The sequence below is a fragment of the Paraliobacillus zengyii genome, assembly GCF_003268595.1.
GTDB lineage: Bacteria > Bacillota > Bacilli > Bacillales > Amphibacillaceae > Paraliobacillus_A > Paraliobacillus_A zengyii.
On record NZ_CP029797.1, the window covers coordinates 752,022 to 771,269 of the forward strand.

The 19,248-nt window shown below is 40.2% G+C and carries 12 protein-coding genes, 14 tRNA genes and 3 rRNA genes; 28 read left to right on the forward strand and 1 reads right to left on the reverse strand.

Features of this window, described 5'->3' with window-relative positions:
• Positions 1-222 precede the first annotated feature (222 nt).
• Positions 223-1,518, reverse strand: a complete 1,296-nt coding sequence (locus DM447_RS03735; RefSeq protein WP_112179966.1) for a glutamate-1-semialdehyde 2,1-aminomutase — start codon at positions 1,516-1,518, stop codon at positions 223-225.
• A gap of 155 nt (positions 1,519-1,673) precedes the next feature.
• Between DM447_RS03735 and DM447_RS03740 the strand changes: the two genes are divergently transcribed.
• The 28 genes from DM447_RS03740 (at position 1,674) to DM447_RS03875 (ending at position 19,241) form a co-directional block, all read left to right on the forward strand.
• Positions 1,674-2,123: a potassium channel family protein gene (locus DM447_RS03740; protein ID WP_112179967.1), complete on the forward strand. Its 450-nt coding sequence runs from the start codon at positions 1,674-1,676 to the stop codon at positions 2,121-2,123.
• Between the two features lie 53 nt (positions 2,124-2,176).
• Positions 2,177-2,647 (forward strand): thioredoxin-dependent thiol peroxidase, encoded by a 471-nt coding sequence (bcp, locus tag DM447_RS03745; RefSeq protein ID WP_112179968.1) that lies wholly within the window; start codon positions 2,177-2,179, stop codon positions 2,645-2,647.
• 240 nt (positions 2,648-2,887) lie between these two features.
• Positions 2,888-3,838: a D-2-hydroxyacid dehydrogenase gene (locus DM447_RS03750; protein ID WP_112179969.1), complete on the forward strand. Its 951-nt coding sequence runs from the start codon at positions 2,888-2,890 to the stop codon at positions 3,836-3,838.
• 2 nt (positions 3,839-3,840) lie between these two features.
• Entirely contained in the window at positions 3,841-4,404 is a 564-nt protein-coding gene (locus tag DM447_RS03755) for a cob(I)yrinic acid a,c-diamide adenosyltransferase (protein ID WP_112179970.1), read from the forward strand.
• Between the two features lie 142 nt (positions 4,405-4,546).
• Positions 4,547-4,978 carry a peroxide-responsive transcriptional repressor PerR gene (gene perR / locus DM447_RS03760; RefSeq protein WP_369974634.1) on the forward strand — a complete coding sequence of 144 codons (432 nt, stop codon included), beginning with the start codon at positions 4,547-4,549 and terminating at the stop codon, positions 4,976-4,978.
• Positions 4,979-5,134: 156 nt separating this feature from the next.
• Positions 5,135-6,007, forward strand: coding sequence for a nucleotidyltransferase-like protein (locus DM447_RS03765; RefSeq protein ID WP_112179972.1), 873 nt, complete (start codon positions 5,135-5,137; stop codon positions 6,005-6,007).
• A 361-nt stretch (positions 6,008-6,368) separates the two neighbouring features.
• Positions 6,369-7,936 (forward strand): 16S ribosomal RNA (locus DM447_RS03770).
• Between the two features lie 354 nt (positions 7,937-8,290).
• Positions 8,291-11,237: ribosomal RNA gene (locus DM447_RS03775) — 23S ribosomal RNA — on the forward strand.
• 150 nt (positions 11,238-11,387) lie between these two features.
• A 5S ribosomal RNA gene (gene rrf, locus DM447_RS03780) occupies positions 11,388-11,503 on the forward strand.
• Together the 16S, 23S and 5S rRNA genes with 14 tRNA genes alongside form the textbook arrangement of a ribosomal RNA operon.
• Before the next feature lie 13 nt (positions 11,504-11,516).
• Positions 11,517-11,591, forward strand: a tRNA-Asn gene (locus tag DM447_RS03785).
• A 3-nt stretch (positions 11,592-11,594) separates the two neighbouring features.
• Positions 11,595-11,686: transfer RNA gene (locus tag DM447_RS03790), tRNA-Ser, on the forward strand.
• 31 nt (positions 11,687-11,717) lie between these two features.
• A tRNA-Glu gene (locus DM447_RS03795) sits at positions 11,718-11,792 on the forward strand.
• A 2-nt stretch (positions 11,793-11,794) separates the two neighbouring features.
• Positions 11,795-11,870 (forward strand) — tRNA-Val (locus tag DM447_RS03800).
• 46 nt (positions 11,871-11,916) lie between these two features.
• Positions 11,917-11,993, forward strand: a tRNA-Met gene (locus tag DM447_RS03805).
• A 7-nt stretch (positions 11,994-12,000) separates the two neighbouring features.
• Positions 12,001-12,077, forward strand: a tRNA-Asp gene (locus tag DM447_RS03810).
• A 28-nt stretch (positions 12,078-12,105) separates the two neighbouring features.
• Positions 12,106-12,178, forward strand: a tRNA-Phe gene (locus DM447_RS03815).
• A 13-nt stretch (positions 12,179-12,191) separates the two neighbouring features.
• Positions 12,192-12,277, forward strand: a tRNA-Tyr gene (locus DM447_RS03820).
• A gap of 27 nt (positions 12,278-12,304) precedes the next feature.
• Positions 12,305-12,375 (forward strand) — tRNA-Trp (locus DM447_RS03825).
• A 14-nt stretch (positions 12,376-12,389) separates the two neighbouring features.
• Positions 12,390-12,462 (forward strand) — tRNA-His (locus DM447_RS03830).
• A gap of 14 nt (positions 12,463-12,476) precedes the next feature.
• Positions 12,477-12,551 (forward strand) — tRNA-Gln (locus DM447_RS03835).
• A gap of 7 nt (positions 12,552-12,558) precedes the next feature.
• Positions 12,559-12,630 (forward strand) — tRNA-Gly (locus DM447_RS03840).
• A gap of 26 nt (positions 12,631-12,656) precedes the next feature.
• A tRNA-Cys gene (locus DM447_RS03845) sits at positions 12,657-12,730 on the forward strand.
• 8 nt (positions 12,731-12,738) lie between these two features.
• Positions 12,739-12,820, forward strand: a tRNA-Leu gene (locus tag DM447_RS03850).
• A gap of 541 nt (positions 12,821-13,361) precedes the next feature.
• Complete coding sequence (locus DM447_RS03855; protein WP_112179973.1) at positions 13,362-14,321, forward strand: sugar kinase; 960 nt, start codon at positions 13,362-13,364, stop codon at positions 14,319-14,321.
• Positions 14,322-14,364: 43 nt separating this feature from the next.
• Positions 14,365-15,195 carry a 5-dehydro-4-deoxy-D-glucuronate isomerase gene (kduI, locus tag DM447_RS03860; protein WP_112179974.1) on the forward strand — a complete coding sequence of 277 codons (831 nt, stop codon included), beginning with the start codon at positions 14,365-14,367 and terminating at the stop codon, positions 15,193-15,195.
• Between the two features lie 54 nt (positions 15,196-15,249).
• Positions 15,250-16,026: a 2-dehydro-3-deoxy-D-gluconate 5-dehydrogenase KduD gene (kduD, locus tag DM447_RS03865; protein WP_112179975.1), complete on the forward strand. Its 777-nt coding sequence runs from the start codon at positions 15,250-15,252 to the stop codon at positions 16,024-16,026.
• 268 nt (positions 16,027-16,294) lie between these two features.
• Positions 16,295-17,761 (forward strand): tagaturonate reductase, encoded by a 1,467-nt coding sequence (locus DM447_RS03870; RefSeq protein ID WP_198663174.1) that lies wholly within the window; start codon positions 16,295-16,297, stop codon positions 17,759-17,761.
• Positions 17,754-19,241 (forward strand): UxaA family hydrolase, encoded by a 1,488-nt coding sequence (locus DM447_RS03875; RefSeq protein WP_112179976.1) that lies wholly within the window; start codon positions 17,754-17,756, stop codon positions 19,239-19,241. The genes DM447_RS03870 and DM447_RS03875 overlap by 8 nt, the downstream gene beginning before the upstream one ends.
• Positions 19,242-19,248: the final 7 nt, after the last annotated feature.

Sequence of the window (19,248 nt, forward strand, 5' to 3'; positions counted from 1 at the left end):
TAGATGGAACATTATTAATATAGTAGTTTTTTGTATAAAAAAGAACCCCAGCATGAGTTAACATGCATGAGGCTAAGTGTTCATGCTTTGAAGGGAAGTCATACAAAATTGACAATAAAAAGCATGAATTGAAAATAAATAAATTTTCAGAATAATCATATCATATTACTAGGGTGGAATCAATTTAAAATTAAATAATTATTCACAATTTTGCATAATTATTTAATTTCCTGCTAATGTATTAAATGTTGAATCAACAGCCACTAATGTATGGTCGATATCCTCTTCTGTGTGAGCAATAGTTAAAAACCATGCCTCGAATTTTGATGGAGCTAAGTTAATGCCTTGACGTAACATTAAATGAAAGAACTTACCGAACATTTCTCCATCCGTAGCGTTAGCTTGTGCAAAATTTTCTATCTTTTCATTTGTGAAATAGACAGTTAACGCACCTTTTAATCGATTTATTGTTAGTGTAATACCATGTTTTTCAGCTAGTTCTAAGATGCCTGATTCTAATTTTCCCCCAAGCATATCAAGTTTTTCATATGTACCAGGTTGCTTTAATATTTCCAAACATGCGATGCCAGCTGACATGGAAGCTGGATTTCCAGCCATTGTACCAGCTTGATATGCTGGACCAAGTGGTGCAACTTGTTCCATGATTTCTTGTTTACCACCATAAGCACCGATTGGCAAACCTCCACCAATAATTTTCCCTAGCGCCGTCATATCAGGTTCGACACCAACAAGTTGTTGTGCACTTCCGTAAGTAAAACGAAAAGCAGTAATAACTTCATCATAAATAACTAATGCACCTGCATCGTGCGTAAGATCATTTATTTGTTGCAAGAAACCGGGCTTTGGTTCTACAATACCGAAATTACCAACAATAGGTTCAACTAAAACAGCAGCAATTTGATCACCCCAAAGTTCTAGAGCATCTTTATATGCTTGTATATCATTAAATGGAACAGTAATTACTTCTTGTGCGGTCGCTTTTGTCACACCGGCTGAATCAGGATTTCCTAATGTGGAGGGTCCAGATCCTGCTTGAACCAAGACAATATCAGAATGTCCGTGATAGCAACCGGCAAACTTGATGATTTTTTCTCTATTGGTATATGCACGAGCGACTCTTATTGTGGTCATCACTGCCTCGGTTCCAGAATTCACAAAACGCACCTTGTCTAATGATGGGATTGCCTCCTGTAACATTTGGGCAAATTGGTTTTCTAAAGCTGTAGGTGTACCAAATAGCACACCATCTTGTGCCACATTTGTAATTGCCTCGGTTATATGTGGATGTGCATGGCCAGTGATGATAGGACCGTATGCAGCAAGGTAATCAATATATTTGTTTCCATCAACATCCCAAAAGTATGCGCCATCCCCTTTTTTCATATAAACAGGCGTTCCACCACCTACCCCTTTATAGGCACGAGATGGTGAGTTAACGCCTCCGAGAATATGTTTTTGTGCTTCGTTATGTAATGCTTCTGATTTAGAGAACTGCATGTATTTCCCTCCATTAATGTAATATGCCTTATTATAGCACTTGTTGAAGAAGTTAAAAACGTTGTAGTTTTATTAAAAGTTAGCTGTTTTTGGCATTAGATTATTCTTGTTTCGTAAACTAATAGTAAGACAAGTTAGGTGGGGGGGGGATTAGTTTGCTTGCGGTTGTTTCTATTACTATTATTTTAATATTGATGGGAGCGAGTTTATACTCCTTTGTCTTCGAAAAAACATATAAACGTAGTTATTTTTCTTATGAAATTTTTTATGCTTTAATAGCTGTCTACTTAACAGTATTGGTTAGCTTTGGAATGATTTATTTTTTGTTATCCTTTCAAGGCGCCTTGTTATTGGAACACGGAAAATTGGAAAATGTGGATATACTTGAATCGTTAGCGCACTCCCTCTATTTTAGTGGCGTTACACTAATGACGGTTGGATATGGAGATATTACTCCAATTGGTTGGGCGAGACTACTTGCCTTGGTAGAGGCTATGGTTGGCTATATTCTTCCAGCAGCCTTTTTTCTAAAAGTATGGCAACAAGCGAATTTTGAACGTACGAACAAAAAACAAGCAAAGCAAAAAAAGCTTAATAATTTGTAAGTTGGGTTCATTTTGGTTACGCTAAGATAAATAGTTATTAGGAGGCGGAACATATGGCGATGAAAATTGGCGAAAAGGTACCTGATCTTGTTCTAAAGACAAGTGAAGGAAACAAGGTGAAATTAACAGATTACGCTGGAAAAAATATTGTTTTATATTTTTATCCAAAAGATAGTACACCTGGTTGTACGTCAGAAGCATGTTCTTTTAGAGATAATCAAGAAAGCTTTGCCGATTTAAATGCTGTTATTCTGGGTGTTAGTCCAGATTCAGAAGAAAGTCATCAAGCGTTTAAGGAAAAACATGAGCTTCCGTTCACGCTACTGGTTGACGATGAACATAAGCTTGCAGAGAGTTTTGGTGTGTGGAAATTGAAGAAGAAACCAGATCGTGAGTATTTTGGAAATGAACGCTCGACTTTTATCATTGATAAAAATGGTGTCGTACAAAAAGAATTTCGTGAAGTGCAAGTAGAAGGACATACAAATGAAGCGTTAGCCTTTATTCGTGAAAATTTAAACTAATACGTGAACCGTTAACTTTTGAAAAACTAAATTACTTCTAGTCAACTAGGTGATGTTGCTATACAAGATCAGTCACGCAGCATAAAGTAAATAGAAAGCAAATAACCTTCTCTTTCCATCTCAAACAAAAGTCCAAGAATATATTCTTGGACTTTTGTATATTCTTAAACGTTTTTATTTTCAATAGAGGAAAAAAGCGATATCATAGGTAATATGAGACGAATCTTAGGAGGTTTTAAGATGTACGCTTTATCTACTACAAAGTTAACAAAAGAAATCAGAGAACAATTAATTAAAAATTATCCATCTGTTGAATTTGAATTTGTTGAGTCTATTGATCAAGCAGAGACCGCTTTATCAAAAACAGATATCTTATTGACTTATGGAGAAGATCTAACTGCAGCACATATAGAAAAAGCGGAACAATTAAAATGGATTATGGTTATTTCAGCTGGGATGGATGAGATGCCGTTAGAAGTTATTAAAGAAAAGGGTATTCAAGTAACAAATGCTCGGGGTATTCATCAAATACCAATGGCAGAATACGCTATTTCCATGTTATTACATGTTTATCGACAAGCGGATACATTTAGGCGTAATCAATTTGCACACCATTGGTATCGAGGTGTGGGTATACAAGAAATTTCATCTAAGACAATGACAATTGTAGGCGCGGGTGCAATTGGTGAAGAGTTGGCTAGACTTGCTAAAGCATTCCGGATGAGAACTATAGGGGTATCAAATAGTGGAACAGATAAGCCATATATAGATGAAATGTTTCAAACAAATAATATTCATGAAGCTTTAAAAGAGGCAGACTTTGTCATATCAATCTTACCAAGTACAGAGGAAACGTATTACTTTTATAGACAAGCCCATTTTAAATCAATGAAAGATAGTGCGATTTTTCTAAATATGGGTCGGGGTAATGCAGTACAAAGTGAAACATTAATTATGGCACTTGATCAAAAACAAATTGCGCATGCAGTTTTGGATGTATATGAACAAGAACCTTTACCGAACACACATCCACTATGGGATCATCCTAAAGTAACGATGACTCCACATGTATCCGGAAAGTCACCAGATTATATCCCAAGATCTATTACTATATTTGAGGAAAACTTAAAAGCTTATTTAAAGGATCAAAGCCTAGTGGTAAATTTAATTGATCTAGATCGGGGGTATTAAAACTGCGAATCTATACACGATCAGGTGATGATGGTACAACTTCACTTATATACGGAGAACGAGTTGCTAAAAATGACATTCGAGTGGAGGCTTACGGGACATGTGATGAAGCAAATGCAATGGTTGGATTTGCTTTAAGTCATCTAAATGATAATTTAAAATGGTCAATTAAAGAACGTAAAGAATTTCAAGAGAGTGTTGAAATAGTGCAAAACTTGTTGTTCCATGTTGGTTCAGAACTTGCAACACCAAAAGGAAAAAATGTGGCATGGCAGATAAGTGAAAAGCATATAAAAGATCTAGAGGCAAAAATTGATGAGTGGGATAACCAATTAGAGCCACTTAAACAATTCATTCTTCCCTCTGGACATCCAACTGCTGCAGCTTTGCATAATGCAAGAACAATTGTTAGACGTGCAGAACGTATAGTAGTTAGCTTAAACGGGGAAACCTCACCAACTGTTCTCACATATCTAAATAGGTTATCAGATTATTTATTTGTGGGAGCGCGTTATGTAAATAAATTCAGTTCATATGAAGAAACTATTTTAAAGATACAAAAATAAAGATTTTCAAGTCAATTACCATACTTATATTGACAGAATGTTTCTTTAGCGGTTACACTAATTATAAGAATTATAAGATAATAATTGTAGTAGAAGGAAATATTCATACAATTAATCTCTATTGAAAGTGAGGTGCATGACGGTGACTGAGGTTAGAATTCAAGAAGCTGTTGATCGATTGAAGGAATCTGGCGTGCGAATTACACCACAACGTCATGCGGTGCTAGAGTTTTTAATAAGTGCAGAGATCCATCCAACCGCTGATGATATTTATAAGGCGTTGGAAGGGAAATTTCCTAATATGAGTGTAGCCACCGTATATAATAATTTACGTGTTTTTAGAGAAATAGGTATCGTTAGAGAATTAACCTATGGCGATTCTTCCAGTCGTTTTGATTATAATACAACGAAGCATTACCATATTATCTGTGACTCTTGTGGGAAAATAGTTGACTTTCACTATCCTAGTTTGGATGAGGTTGAGTCTCTAGCTGAACAAGTAACAGGTTTTGATGTAAGTCATCATCGGATGGAGATTTACGGAATATGTTCATCTTGTAAAACAAAACACTAAGTTATGTACCCTTTCAAATGCCTTATAAGGTTAGAAGGGGTATTTTTAATTGTCTATAGAATAAAAACGCAATTTATAATTTTAAAAAGGATTTTAGTCTTTTTTGTCGAAATAGTATTTATATAAATAAGAAGTAATTGTTTGGAGGGTGGAGCAATGGAAGATTTATTACGTCCAATTTACCAAGAAAGAGCAAGCCAACCGCACACATTGGGTATATTAATGGTAGAGAAGAAAAAACGGGTGAGTCCAGTAACTGATAATTTTGATGTGATATTATTAGTAATTGTCTCCCAAGCAGATCAATCTTGGTATGTTAAACATTATCAGTTTGAAGAGCAAACAGCAGCAATGCATATTGTTGAAGAAGACCAATTACATCGTTGGATAGATACAAGTTCATATCGACGAGCAGTAGAATGGATCGTAACTGGAAAAATATTATTTGATCGAAATGAGTACATCTCGAATTTAAAAGCAGAGTTAGACAATTTTCCTATTGAAAAAAGACAGCTGAAATTAACTATCGAATTTGCGAAACTTACGCGTAATTACATTGAAGCGAAAGATTTACTTAGTTCTGAGAACGATCTTGATGCGTATAGTAAAGTTTTGAGTTCGTTACATAGCCTCGGTAGGCTTTCAATTATAGAGAAAGGTTATCATCCAGAAGTGGTTGTATGGAATCAGATTAAGCGAATTGATCCGCAAATATATAAGCTATATGAAGAGTTAATTAATAGTCATGAGAATGTTACTAAACGAGTTGAGTTAATGATAATTGCAATTGATTTTTCATTGAGGTCACGTGCTAAAATATCTGCTGCACATCTATTTAAGATTATGCATACCTCTAAAGAGGCGTGGAGTTTTGGTGATTTGAAGACCCATCCAGCTATTCGTGCTTATGCTTTAGATTTAAGTACGATGATTGATTACTTATTAAAATTAGGGCTTTTATCTGTTGAACTCGTACAAACAAAAGGTGAAAAGGTCTTTCATCGTAATTATAGGGTCAGGGAAGACTGAATATATAAGTAGTCTTTTGTATCAGTATTTGGTTATAAAAAGAAAAGCAAGAAGTGTATTGACGTATGTTATAAATACATGATATATTAATATGCGTCGCTTTGAGTGATTCGAAAATTAGTTATTGACATTACATCAGCAAGCATGCTATATTAATTAGGTCGCTTTAAGCGGTTAAACTTTTACAAAAAGAATTTCGTTAAGAAAGTTATTGACTAATTAACTTAGAAGTTATATAATACAAAAGCTGTCGCAAATAAACGGCGAAACAAATTGATCTTTGAAAACTGAACGAAACACACAGTATGTTAAGTAAGTAGAAACAATAAGCTAGTTAAGTATTTGAGCAGCAAGCTCGCATTTTATGGAGAGTTTGATCTTGGCTCAGGACGAACGCTGGCGGCGTGCCTAATACATGCAAGTCGAGCGCATGAAATAAGTGAATCCCTTCGGGGTGAAACTTATGGATTGAGCGGCGGACGGGTGAGTAACACGTGGGCAACCTGCCTGTAAGACTGGGATAACTCCGGGAAACCGGGGCTAATACCGGATAACACTTTTCTTTACCTAAAGGGAAGTTGAAAGGCGGCTCTTTGAGCTGTCACTTACAGATGGGCCCGCGGCGCATTAGCTAGTTGGTAGGGTAATGGCCTACCAAGGCGACGATGCGTAGCCGACCTGAGAGGGTGATCGGCCACACTGGGACTGAGACACGGCCCAGACTCCTACGGGAGGCAGCAGTAGGGAATCTTCCGCAATGGACGAAAGTCTGACGGAGCAACGCCGCGTGAACGATGAAGGTTTTCGGATCGTAAAGTTCTGTTGTTAGGGAAGAACAAGTACCGTTCTAACAGGACGGTACCTTGACGGTACCTAACGAGGAAGCCCCGGCTAACTACGTGCCAGCAGCCGCGGTAATACGTAGGGGGCAAGCGTTGTCCGGAATTATTGGGCGTAAAGCGCGCGCAGGCGGTTCTTTAAGTCTGATGTGAAATCTTGTGGCTCAACCACAAGCGGTCATTGGAAACTGGGGAACTTGAGTACAGAAGAGGAGAGTGGAATTCCACGTGTAGCGGTGAAATGCGTAGATATGTGGAGGAACACCAGTGGCGAAGGCGACTCTCTGGTCTGTAACTGACGCTGAGGCGCGAAAGCGTGGGGAGCAAACAGGATTAGATACCCTGGTAGTCCACGCCGTAAACGATGAGTGCTAGGTGTTAGGGGGTTTCCGCCCCTTAGTGCTGCAGCTAACGCATTAAGCACTCCGCCTGGGGAGTACGGCCGCAAGGCTGAAACTCAAAAGAATTGACGGGGACCCGCACAAGCGGTGGAGCATGTGGTTTAATTCGAAGCAACGCGAAGAACCTTACCAGGTCTTGACATCCGCTGATAACCCTAGAGATAGGGCGTTCCCTTCGGGGACAGCGTGACAGGTGGTGCATGGTTGTCGTCAGCTCGTGTCGTGAGATGTTGGGTTAAGTCCCGCAACGAGCGCAACCCTTGATTTTAGTTGCCAGCATTTAGTTGGGCACTCTAAAGTGACTGCCGGTGATAAACCGGAGGAAGGTGGGGATGACGTCAAATCATCATGCCCCTTATGACCTGGGCTACACACGTGCTACAATGGATGGTACAAAGGGCAGCGAAGCCGCGAGGTGAAGCAAATCCCATAAAACCATTCTCAGTTCGGATTGTAGGCTGCAACTCGCCTACATGAAGCCGGAATCGCTAGTAATCGCGGATCAGCATGCCGCGGTGAATACGTTCCCGGGTCTTGTACACACCGCCCGTCACACCACGAGAGTTAGCAACACCCGAAGTCGGTGAGGTAACCTTTACAGGAACCAGCCGCCGAAGGTGGGGCCAATGATTGGGGTGAAGTCGTAACAAGGTAGCCGTATCGGAAGGTGCGGCTGGATCACCTCCTTTCTAAGGATAAATGAAAAGCGTAAGCACGCGTTTAACGACGTATGAACTGGACTGAACCGAAGGAGATAAAGAAAACACAACGAACGAAAGTGAGTTGATGTTGCCTTATCGTACGGAGGAGAAGGAAGTTTACTAGTCGTTGCGTGCTAGAAGCTGGACATATAGGAAAACATACTGTGTGGTTTGGTTCAGTTTTGAGAGATCAAGTATCTTTCATTTTATGTACCTTGAAAACTAGATAAGAAGTTAGGAAGCGAGAAGGATTGTACTTTGTACAAAACAGAACGTGAGCCTAACATATGACAAGACATCATATCAAAGTAAGAAGAACCAAACGCTTTTATTAACTAATATAGTTAAGTAAGAAAGGGCGCACGGTGGATGCCTTGGCACTAGGAGCCGAAGAAGGACGGGACAAACACCGATATGTCTTGGGGAGCCGTACGTAGGCATTGATCCAGGAATTTCCGAATGGGGGAACCCCCTGCTCGTAATGGAGTAGGACACTTTACTGAATACATAGGTAAAGTGAGGCAGACCCGGGGAACTGAAACATCTTAGTACCCGGAGGAAGAGAAAGCAAATGCGATTTCCTGAGTAGCGGCGAGCGAAACGGAATCAGCCCAAACCAAAAAGCTTGCTTTTTGGGGTTGTAGGACACGCTATACGGAGTTACAAAGAAACGTTTTACATGAATCGATCTGGAACGATCAGCCGAAGAAGGTAAGAGCCCTGTAATGAAAAGGACGTTTCCTCCAGCGTGGATCCTGAGTACGGCGGAACACGAGAAATTCCGTCGGAATCCGGGAGGACCATCTCCCAAGGCTAAATACTCCCTAGTGACCGATAGTGTACCAGTACCGTGAGGGAAAGGTGAAAAGCACCCCGGAAGGGGAGTGAAAGAGATCCTGAAACCGTGTGCCTACAAGTAGTCGAAGCTCGATATTTTCCTTCGGGAAAAAGAATGAGTGACGGCGTACCTTTTGTAGAATGGACCGGCGAGTTACGATTCTTTGCAAGGTTAAGCCGCACAGGTGGAGCCGCAGCGAAAGCGAGTCTGAATAGGGCGTGATAGTAAAGGGTCGTAGACCCGAAACCGTGTGATCTACCCATGTCCAGGGTGAAGGTCAGGTAACACTGACTGGAGGCCCGAACCCACGCATGTTGAAAAATGCGGGGATGAGGTGTGGGTAGGGGTGAAATGCCAATCGAACACGGAGATAGCTGGTTCTCTCCGAAATAGCTTTAGGGCTAGCCTCAAGGAACGTATGTTGGAGGTAGAGCACTGATTGGACTAGGGGCCCTTACCGGGTTACCGAATTCAGTCAAACTCCGAATGCCAATCATATTGCCTTGGGAGTCAGACTATGGGTGATAAGGTTCATAGTCGAAAGGGAAACAGCCCAGACCGTCAGCTAAGGTCCCAAAGTATACGTTAAGTGGAAAAGGATGTGGCGTTGCATAGACAACCAGGATGTTGGCTCAGAAGCAGCCATCATTTAAAGAGTGCGTAATAGCTCACTGGTCGAGTGACGCTGCGCCGAAAATGTACCGGGGCTAAACGTATCACCGAAGCTACGGATTCCAAGAAGTATTGCACTTCTTGGATTGGTAGGAGAGCGTTCTAAGTGCAGCGAAGTCAGACCGTGAGGACTGGTGGAGCGCTTAGAAGTGAGAATGCCGGTATGAGTAGCGAAAAAGAAGTGAGAATCTTCTTCACCGAAAGCCCAAGGTTTCCTGAGGAAGGCTCGTCCGCTCAGGGTTAGTCGGGACCTAAGCCGAGGCCGAAAGGCGTAGGCGATGGACAACAGGTTGATATTCCTGTACCACCTCCTTTCCGTTTGAACAACGGGGGGACGCAGTAGGATATGGAAAGCGCGCTGCTGGTTATGCGCGCCCAAGCAGTGAGGCTGTTGGATAGGTAAATCCGTCCAATGTAAGGTTGAGCTGTGATGGGGAGGGAACTTAAGTACCGAAGTTCCGGATTTCACACTGCCAAGAAAAGCCTCTAGTGAGGAAAGAGGTGCCCGTACCGTAAACCGACACAGGTAGGCGAGAAGAGAATTCTAAGGTGATCGGGAGAACTCTCGTTAAGGAACTCGGCAAAATGACCCCGTAACTTCGGGAGAAGGGGTGCTTCTTTTACGAGAAGCCGCAGTGAAAAGGCCCAAGCGACTGTTTAGCAAAAACACAGGTCTCTGCGAAGCCGTAAGGCGAAGTATAGGGGCTGACACCTGCCCGGTGCTGGAAGGTTAAGGGGATGCGTTAGCTTTCGGGCGAAGCGCTGAACCGAAGCCCCAGTAAACGGCGGCCGTAACTATAACGGTCCTAAGGTAGCGAAATTCCTTGTCGGGTAAGTTCCGACCCGCACGAAAGGTGCAACGACTTGGGCACTGTCTCAACGAGAGACCCGGTGAAATTATACGATGCGTGAAGATGCGCATTACCCGCGACAGGACGGAAAGACCCCGTGGAGCTTTACTGTAGCCTGATATTGAATGTCGGCACAGCTTGTACAGGATAGGTGGGAGCCGTTGAAGCGTGAGCGCTAGCTTACGTCGAGGCGCCCGTGGGATACCACCCTGGCTGTGTTGACCTTCTAACCCAGAACCGTGATCCGGTTCGGAGACAGTGTCAGGTGGGCAGTTTGACTGGGGCGGTCGCCTCCTAAAGAGTAACGGAGGCGCCCAAAGGTTCCCTCAGAATGGTTGGAAATCATTCGAAGAGTGTAAAGGCAGAAGGGAGCTTGACTGCGAGACCTACAAGTCGAGCAGGGACGAAAGTCGGGCTTAGTGATCCGGCGGTACCGTATGGAAGGGCCGTCGCTCAACGGATAAAAGCTACCCCGGGGATAACAGGCTTATCTCCCCCAAGAGTCCACATCGACGGGGAGGTTTGGCACCTCGATGTCGGCTCATCGCATCCTGGGGCTGTAGTCGGTCCCAAGGGTTGGGCTGTTCGCCCATTAAAGCGGTACGCGAGCTGGGTTCAGAACGTCGTGAGACAGTTCGGTCCCTATCCGTCGTGGGCGCAAGAAGTTTGAGAGGAGCTGTCCTTAGTACGAGAGGACCGGGATGGACACACCGCTGGTGTACCAGTTGTTCTGCCAAGAGCATCGCTGGGTAGCTACGTGTGGAAGGGATAAGTGCTGAAAGCATCTAAGCATGAAGCCCCCCTCAAGATGAGACTTCTCATCTTTTTAGAGTAAGATCCCTCAGAGACGATGAGGTTGATAGGTTCGAGGTGGAAGCGTGGTGACACGTGTAGCTGACGAATACTAATAGATCGAGGACTTAACTATAATACTATATGGTGTCTTGTTGTAATTCTTATCTAGTTTTGAAGGTATAATTAATTTTATTCTTTTAAACTCTTGATTTTTTATGAAAAACAGGTATAATACTTGTTGTCATTAAAATTCAAAATACACTTGGATGTATACTCTAAATGATCTGGTGACAATAGCGAAGAGGTCACACCTGTTCCCATGCCGAACACAGTAGTTAAGCTCTTCAGCGCTCATGGTAGTTGGGGCTTTGCCCCTGCAAGAGTAGGACGTCGCCAGGCATATATCCATTATTCCACAGTAGCTCAGTGGTAGAGCAATCGGCTGTTAACCGATCGGTCGTAGGTTCGAGTCCTACCTGTGGAGCCATATGGAGAGCTGTCCGAGTGGCCGAAGGAGCACGATTGGAAATCGTGTAAACCGCTAACGCGGTTTCGAGGGTTCGAATCCCTCGCTCTCCGCCACTTACATACAACTCATTGTATAATTAATTTAGGCCCGTTGGTCAAGCGGTTAAGACACCGCCCTTTCACGGCGGTATCACGGGTTCGATTCCCGTACGGGTCACCAATGGAGGATTAGCTCAGCTGGGAGAGCACCTGCCTTACAAGCAGGGGGTCGCAGGTTCGAGCCCTGCATCCTCCACCATTTTAAACAAGTAATTTTATAGTAGAATTATTTAATTCTACATTATCGCGGGGTGGAGCAGTCTGGTAGCTCGTCGGGCTCATAACCCGAAGGTCGCAAGTTCAAATCTTGCCCCCGCAACCAAATTATTGGTCCGGTAGTTCAGTTGGTTAGAATGCCTGCCTGTCACGCAGGAGGTCGCGGGTTCGAGTCCCGTCCGGACCGCCATTTTTATAAAACTACAATTATTTTACTTGGCTCGGTAGCTCAGTCGGTAGAGCAACGGACTGAAAATCCGTGTGTCGGCGGTTCGATTCCGTCCCGAGCCACCTTTTTTTATTTGGAGGGATAGCGAAGTTGGCCAAACGCGGCGGACTGTAAATCCGCTCCCATCGGGTTCGTAGGTTCGAGTCCTACTCCCTCCACCATTTTTGAATATATTTATATAAGAATATAGGGGTATAGTTTAAAGGTAGAACAGAGGTCTCCAAAACCTCCGGTGTGGGTTCAATTCCTACTACCCCTGCTTTTTTTATTGTGGCGGTCGTGGCGAAGGGGTAAACGCACCGGATTGTGATTCCGGCATACGTGGGTTCAATTCCCACCGGTCGCCCTATTTTTTTACATTGGGCTATAGCCAAGCGGTAAGGCAACGGTTTTTGGTATCGTCATGCGCTGGTTCGAATCCAGCTAGCCCAGCCATCATCTTGCGGAAGTAGTTCAGTGGTAGAACATCACCTTGCCAAGGTGGGGGTCGCGGGTTCGAATCCCGTCTTCCGCTCTCTTTTCATATAGTTTTATTATAATGGCGGTATAGCCAAGTGGTAAGGCAGAGGTCTGCAAAACCTTTATCACCGGTTCAAATCCGGTTACCGCCTCCAAATAACATGCCGGTGTGGCGGAATTGGCAGACGCGCATGACTCAAAATCATGTTCCTTCGGGAGTGCCGGTTCGACCCCGGCCACCGGTATTTAAGTTTTTTGTTCAGGTATGTCAATTAACTGTTAATATTTTGTAATATCAAGTGTTTCCTACATTTTGGGAAACGCTTTTTATTTTGAAAAATGTTCCTTCTAGAATGTGAGTCGAACCTATACCATAGCTATTATAAACATATCATTTAAGCAAGAAATATTAACGTTTCTCAGATTGTGAGAGACGTTTTTTTTATTTTTATTTAACAAAAATCTAATTTTATATTTAATAAATATTTTTTAATCTATCAAAAAATGCTATTCATACGCTGGCAAATGTAATTTAATTAATTTCTCTTTTTTCATTGACATTAATTATGAAAGCGGTATATAATTTATATTATAGAACAGAGTTCCATTATACGGAACGTAAATTAAATCTTTTATATTGAATATTTATTTTATTATTCAATGTATAAAAAATGTACTTACCAAATATAATCATGAGAACATAGATAGTTAGTTCTATATTTTTTGCATACATTTGCAAAAAAGGGCTTCTAAAGAGGCTACTACTATTAGTGAGGAAGATGTTTTATGAGTAAAAGGATAGTTACAATTGGTGAGGCTATGGGCTTATTTGTAGCTGGTGAAGTAGGACGGCTTGAAGATGTAAAGACATTCACTCGATCAATAGCAGGTGCCGAATTAAATGTTAGTGTTGGCTTAGCTAGATTGAATCACGAAGTATATTATACGACCAAAGTTGGCAATGATCCACTTGGAGAATCAATCATAAATTTTATAAAAAAGGAAAGAATCCATAATGATTTTGTCTATCAAAGTAAAAAGGATTTGACTGGATTACAATTAAAGGAAAAATCTATCGAAGGGGATCCGAATGTAGCAAGTTTTCGAAAGAATAGTGCGGCTAGTAAAGTTAGTTTAGCTACCATACAGGAAGTGGATTTTTCTATTTTTGATTTTGTTCATCTAAGTGGCATATTCTTAGCTTTGTCTTCTGAAACAAAAGCTGTTTCTCATTATTTTGCTGAGGAAGGAAGAAGAAACGGGGCATGTATAACCTTTGATCCTAATCTTCGTCCTAATTTGTGGAGTAGTAAGAAAGATATGATTATAAATATAAATGAATTGGCAGCAAAATGTGATATCGTTCTTCCAGGTATTTCTGAAGGGGAAATTCTTACTGGATATAAAGAACCAGAAGATATTGCAAACTTTTATTTAGAAAGGAATGCAAAGTATGTTGTTATCAAGCTTGGTGAAGAAGGTGCATATGTAAAAGGACATGATAGAGAAGGTAAATATATTGAAGGCTTTAAGGTTGATAAAATTGTGGATACTGTTGGGGCTGGAGATGGATTTGCAGTAGGTGTAGTCAGTGGGTTAGCTGAGGGATTATCGATTGAGGAATCTGTTATTCGCGGAAATGCAATTGGTGCTATTCAACTACTTTCATCAAGTGATAACGAAGGATTGCCAACTCGAGTTATGTTAGAAAAATTTTTAAATACATCAAAGCATCAAAAAATTTAAAGTTAAATACAACTATTTTCATAATCTATAGGAGGCTTTAAAAATGGAAAAAAGATATGCAACACATCCAGAACACGCAAAAACATTTGGTACAGAAGAATTACGTCAGCATTATTTGATTGAGGAACTATTTGTGCTTGGGCAAACTAAAATGGTCTATTCGATGGAAGATAGAACAGTTATAGGTGGTGTAACACCTACTGAGGAAGCGATCTCTTTAGAAACAGATGAGGAAATAAAGGCCAATTACTTTCTAGAGCGAAGGGAATTAGGGATTATTAATGTAGGTAATTCAGGCAAAGTTTTAATTGATGGTCAAGAATTTCTGATGGATAATAAAGACTGTTTGTATGTTGGAAAAGGAAATAAAGAAGTTTTATTCTCTAGCACTGTAGCGAGTGAACCAGCAAAGTTTTACTTGTTTTCTGCACCCGCTCATAAGGAATATCCGATTCAAAAGGTTTCTTTTAATAGTATTGACGGTGATCAATTAGGAACAAATGAGAGTGCAAATGAACGTGTTCTTCGCCGTATGATCCATAATGATGGCATACAAAGCTGCCAAATTGTTATGGGAATGACGCAATTAAAATCAGGAAGTGTATGGAACTCTATGCCAACGCACACACATGACCGCAGAATGGAAGCATACTTATACATCGATTTAGACGAAAATGCTAGAATGGTTCATTTAATGGGGCAACCGAGTAATACTAGACATCTTATAATGAAAAATGAGCAAGCGGTAATTTCACCTCCTTGGTCTATCCATTGTGGAGCTGCTACAAGTAATTATACGTTTGTATGGGCTATGGCTGGGGAGAATAAACAGTTCACTGATATGGATCATGTACAGATGGATAAATTAAGATAGTCTAGTAGATGAATAGTAATATAACTAGAAAATAAAAAGAATGGGGTTTGGACCATGACTTTAGAAAATTTTTCATTAGATTTTTTTTCATTAGCAGGTAAAGTTGCGATTGTTACAGGAGGAAATACAGGACTAGGGCAAGGTTATGCAGTTGCTCTTGCTAAGGCAGGCGCAGATTTATTTGTGGTAACATATGGTACTGATTGGGATGAAACGAAAGAGCTTATTGAAGAAACTGGACAAAAGGTTACTTTTTATCAAGCAGACCTTTCAAACAGAGATAGTATTAAACAAGTTGTCGATACATGTGTAAATACCTTTGGTAAGGTTGATATTTTAGTCAATAATGCAGGAACAATTCGTCGTTCTCCATTACTCGAATATAAGTCTGAAGATTGGGATGCCGTGATGGAAATTAATTTGAATTCCGTTTATTTCTTAAGCCAAGAGGTAGCAAAGGTAATGGCGAAGCAGGGTAATGGTAAAATTATAAATATAGCTTCTATGCTTTCCTTTCAAGGTGGTAAATTTGTTCCATCATATACAGCAAGTAAGCATGCAGTAGCAGGTATTACAAAGGCATTTGCAAATGAGTTGGGTGAAAAAAATATTCAAATAAACGCAATAGCGCCTGGATACGTAGCGACTAATAATACAGCTCCTATTCGAGCAGATGAAAAACGCAACGCAGAAATTCTAGCGCGTATCCCAGCAGGACGTTGGGCTCAACCAGCTGATTTAATGGGTGTTGTTGTATTCTTGGCTAGTCAGGCTTCTGATTACATGAATGGGCATATCCTTGCTATTGACGGTGGATGGTTAGCTCGTTAAACTAATTATATATAATTAGAGATGTAGTGCACTATTGGTGTATAAAATGAGTATTATAGGTGAACGATTAGTGAGCGTTAAAATAACCTTATTAATCGTTCATTTTTTTATAGCGTTTCATATTATATTGCTCCTTTCTCCTAAAAATTTATAATTGTGTCATCTTTGCAAAGTTTTCCATATATCTGTAGACCAAATATATAAGTGATGGTAAACTAAAAATAACAACGTTGTTATTGTTGACAAGAATAAGTTTGGAGGGATAATAGTGATAAAAATATCAAAAGAGGTTTTCGAGAAAAAACTTTATCCAGAGCGTGTTTTACAATTTGGAGAAGGGAATTTTATGCGTGCTTTTGTTGATTGGCAAATCGATATCATGAATGAAGCTGGTGTGTTTAATGGAAGTGTTGTTATTGTACAGCCTATCGAGAATGGAATGGTTGATAAATTAAATGAGCAAGATGGGTTGTACACGGTAATTTTGGAAGGTGTTAAGGATGGTTCTATTGTTAGAGAAAAGCGGGTAATTCAATCAATTAGTCGTGGCGTTAATCCATATCAGGATCTTGAAGGTTATCGTGCATTAGCGGAACTGGAAGATTTGCAATTCATTTTCTCTAATACAACGGAAGCTGGAATTGTTTTTAATGAGGATGATCAATTAGATGACCCATTACAAAAGACTTTTCCTGCAAAGCTAACCGCATTTCTTTACCGCCGGTTTTTACACTTTAATGGTGATATAAATAAAGGATTGACTATCATACCCTGTGAACTTATTGATCGTAATGCAGACTACTTAAAAAAATATGTTTTACAGTATGCCTCATTGTGGAAACTTTCGAAAGCGTTTACAAAATGGTTGGATAGTGCAAATAGGTTTTGTTGTAGCCTTGTAGATAGGATTGTACCTGGTTTCCCTAAAGATAGTTCAACTAAAATAGAAAACGAATTAGGATATCGAGATGAATTAATGGTTGTAGGTGAGCACTATCATCAATGGATAATTGAAGGGGCGGAGTCTTTGAAGGAGAGCTTTCCAGCAGACAAGATAGGATTAAATACTATTTTTGTTAGTGATTTAGATCCTTATCGAACGCGTAAGGTGAAAATACTAAACGGTGCCCATACAGCAATGACGCCTGTTGCTTATCTATCTGGTGTTGATACCGTACAAAATGCAGTAGAAGACAAACTCATCGGTAAATATATCGAATCACTTCTCTATCAGGAAATTTTGCCAACAATTAATTTTCCTGAAAGTGAGCTACACACGTTTACCGAGAATGTACTTGATCGTTTTCGAAACCCCTTTATTGAACACTATTTGATAAGTATCTCTTTGAACTCTGTTGCAAAGTTTAAGGCGCGAGATCTACCTACTTTATTAGATTACATTACCTTGAAAAATGAAGTTCCGAAAAAGTTAACTTTTGCATTTGCAGCACTATTTTATTTTTACCGAGGGAAAAGAGGAACGGAATCTATTGATCTAAAAGATGATCCTGAAATAGTAGCATATTTTAGAACACAATGGAATAGTTATGATGGGTCAAGTGACAAGATGGTGGATATTGTCCGTAATATACTAGCAAAACAAGACTGGTGGGGAAGGGATCTTAACAAATGTGTTGGTCTAAGTGAATTAATAGCCACTAATCTTTATACAATGGATAGACAAGGTGTAAGGAAGGCATTGTTAGAACTAATGGAGGCTGAGGCACATGCATAAATTCATTCAATTACAGGAAGATGATAATGTAGTAGTAGCACTGTGTGATTTAAAATCGGGTACTACACTAACGGTTGATAATGTATTAGTCACACTTAGAGAGGATGTGCCACAAGGACATAAGGTTGCAATTTTACCTATTGATAAAAATAAAGATATTATCAAATACGGCTATCCGATAGGACATGCAAAAGAAGCAATTGAAGAAGGCACGCATGTACACACAAAAAATATGAAAACAAACCTAACTGGAATTGAGGATTATACGTATCTACCAAAATTGACAAAGAACCTTTATTCAAATGAGAATCATTTTTTTCAAGGATATCGAAGGCAAGATGGTAATGTTGGTATTCGTAATGAGTTATGGATTGTTCCGACTGTAGGATGTGTAAATGGTGTCGCAGATAGAATACTGGATAAATTTAAAGCTGATGTAGGAGATATTACTCCTTTTGATCAAGTATTGGTGATGTCACATCAATATGGATGCTCACAACTAGGAGATGATCATCAAAATACTAGAAAAATTTTGTCTGATATTGTTCTACATCCAAATGCTGGTGGTGTCCTTGTTCTAGGCCTTGGATGTGAGAATAATGTTGTAGAAGAATTTGAACAAGGACTAGGCAACTATGATCAGAGTCGTATTCGTTTTCTTGTTTCACAGCTTGTATCGGATGAAATAGAAGAAGGTGTCAAGGTACTAAAAGAGATTTACCAAGAGGCAAAACAAGATAAACGTGAATCGATTCCATTATCTGAATTACGTGTAGGTCTAAAATGTGGCGGATCAGATGGTTTATCTGGTATTACAGCCAATCCATTAGTTGGAAATTTTTCAGACTATTTGGTTGCACAAGGTGGGACGACAGTATTAACAGAAGTCCCGGAAATGTTTGGTGCTGAAACGATTTTAATGGAGCGCTGTATAGACGAACAAATTTTTCAAGATACAGTTTCTATGATTAATGATTTTAAGCAATATTTCATCAAAAATGAACAACCGGTTTATGAAAATCCTTCTCCAGGAAATAAAGCAGGTGGAATAACGACATTAGAGGATAAATCACTAGGTTGTACACAAAAAGCAGGAATATCGGTTGTCAAAGGCGTATTGAAATATGGAGAGCGTCTTAAAGAGCATGGCTTAAACTTGCTAAGTGCACCTGGTAATGATTTGGTTGCAGCTTCAGCACTTGCTTCAGCAGGATGTCACCTTGTTTTGTTTACAACTGGAAGAGGCACGCCATTTGGAACTTTTGTACCAACATTAAAAGTCTCGTCCAATACATCATTATTCGAAAGAAAACCACATTGGATTGATTTTAATGCTGGAATATTACTAGATTCTCCAAATGAAGTAGTATTAAATGACTTTGTCAATTATGTAATCGAAGTAGCGAGTGGTAAGGAATCAAATAATGAAGTGAATGGTTACCGAGAACTAGCAATTTTCAAAACAGGGGTGACACTTTAACAATTGG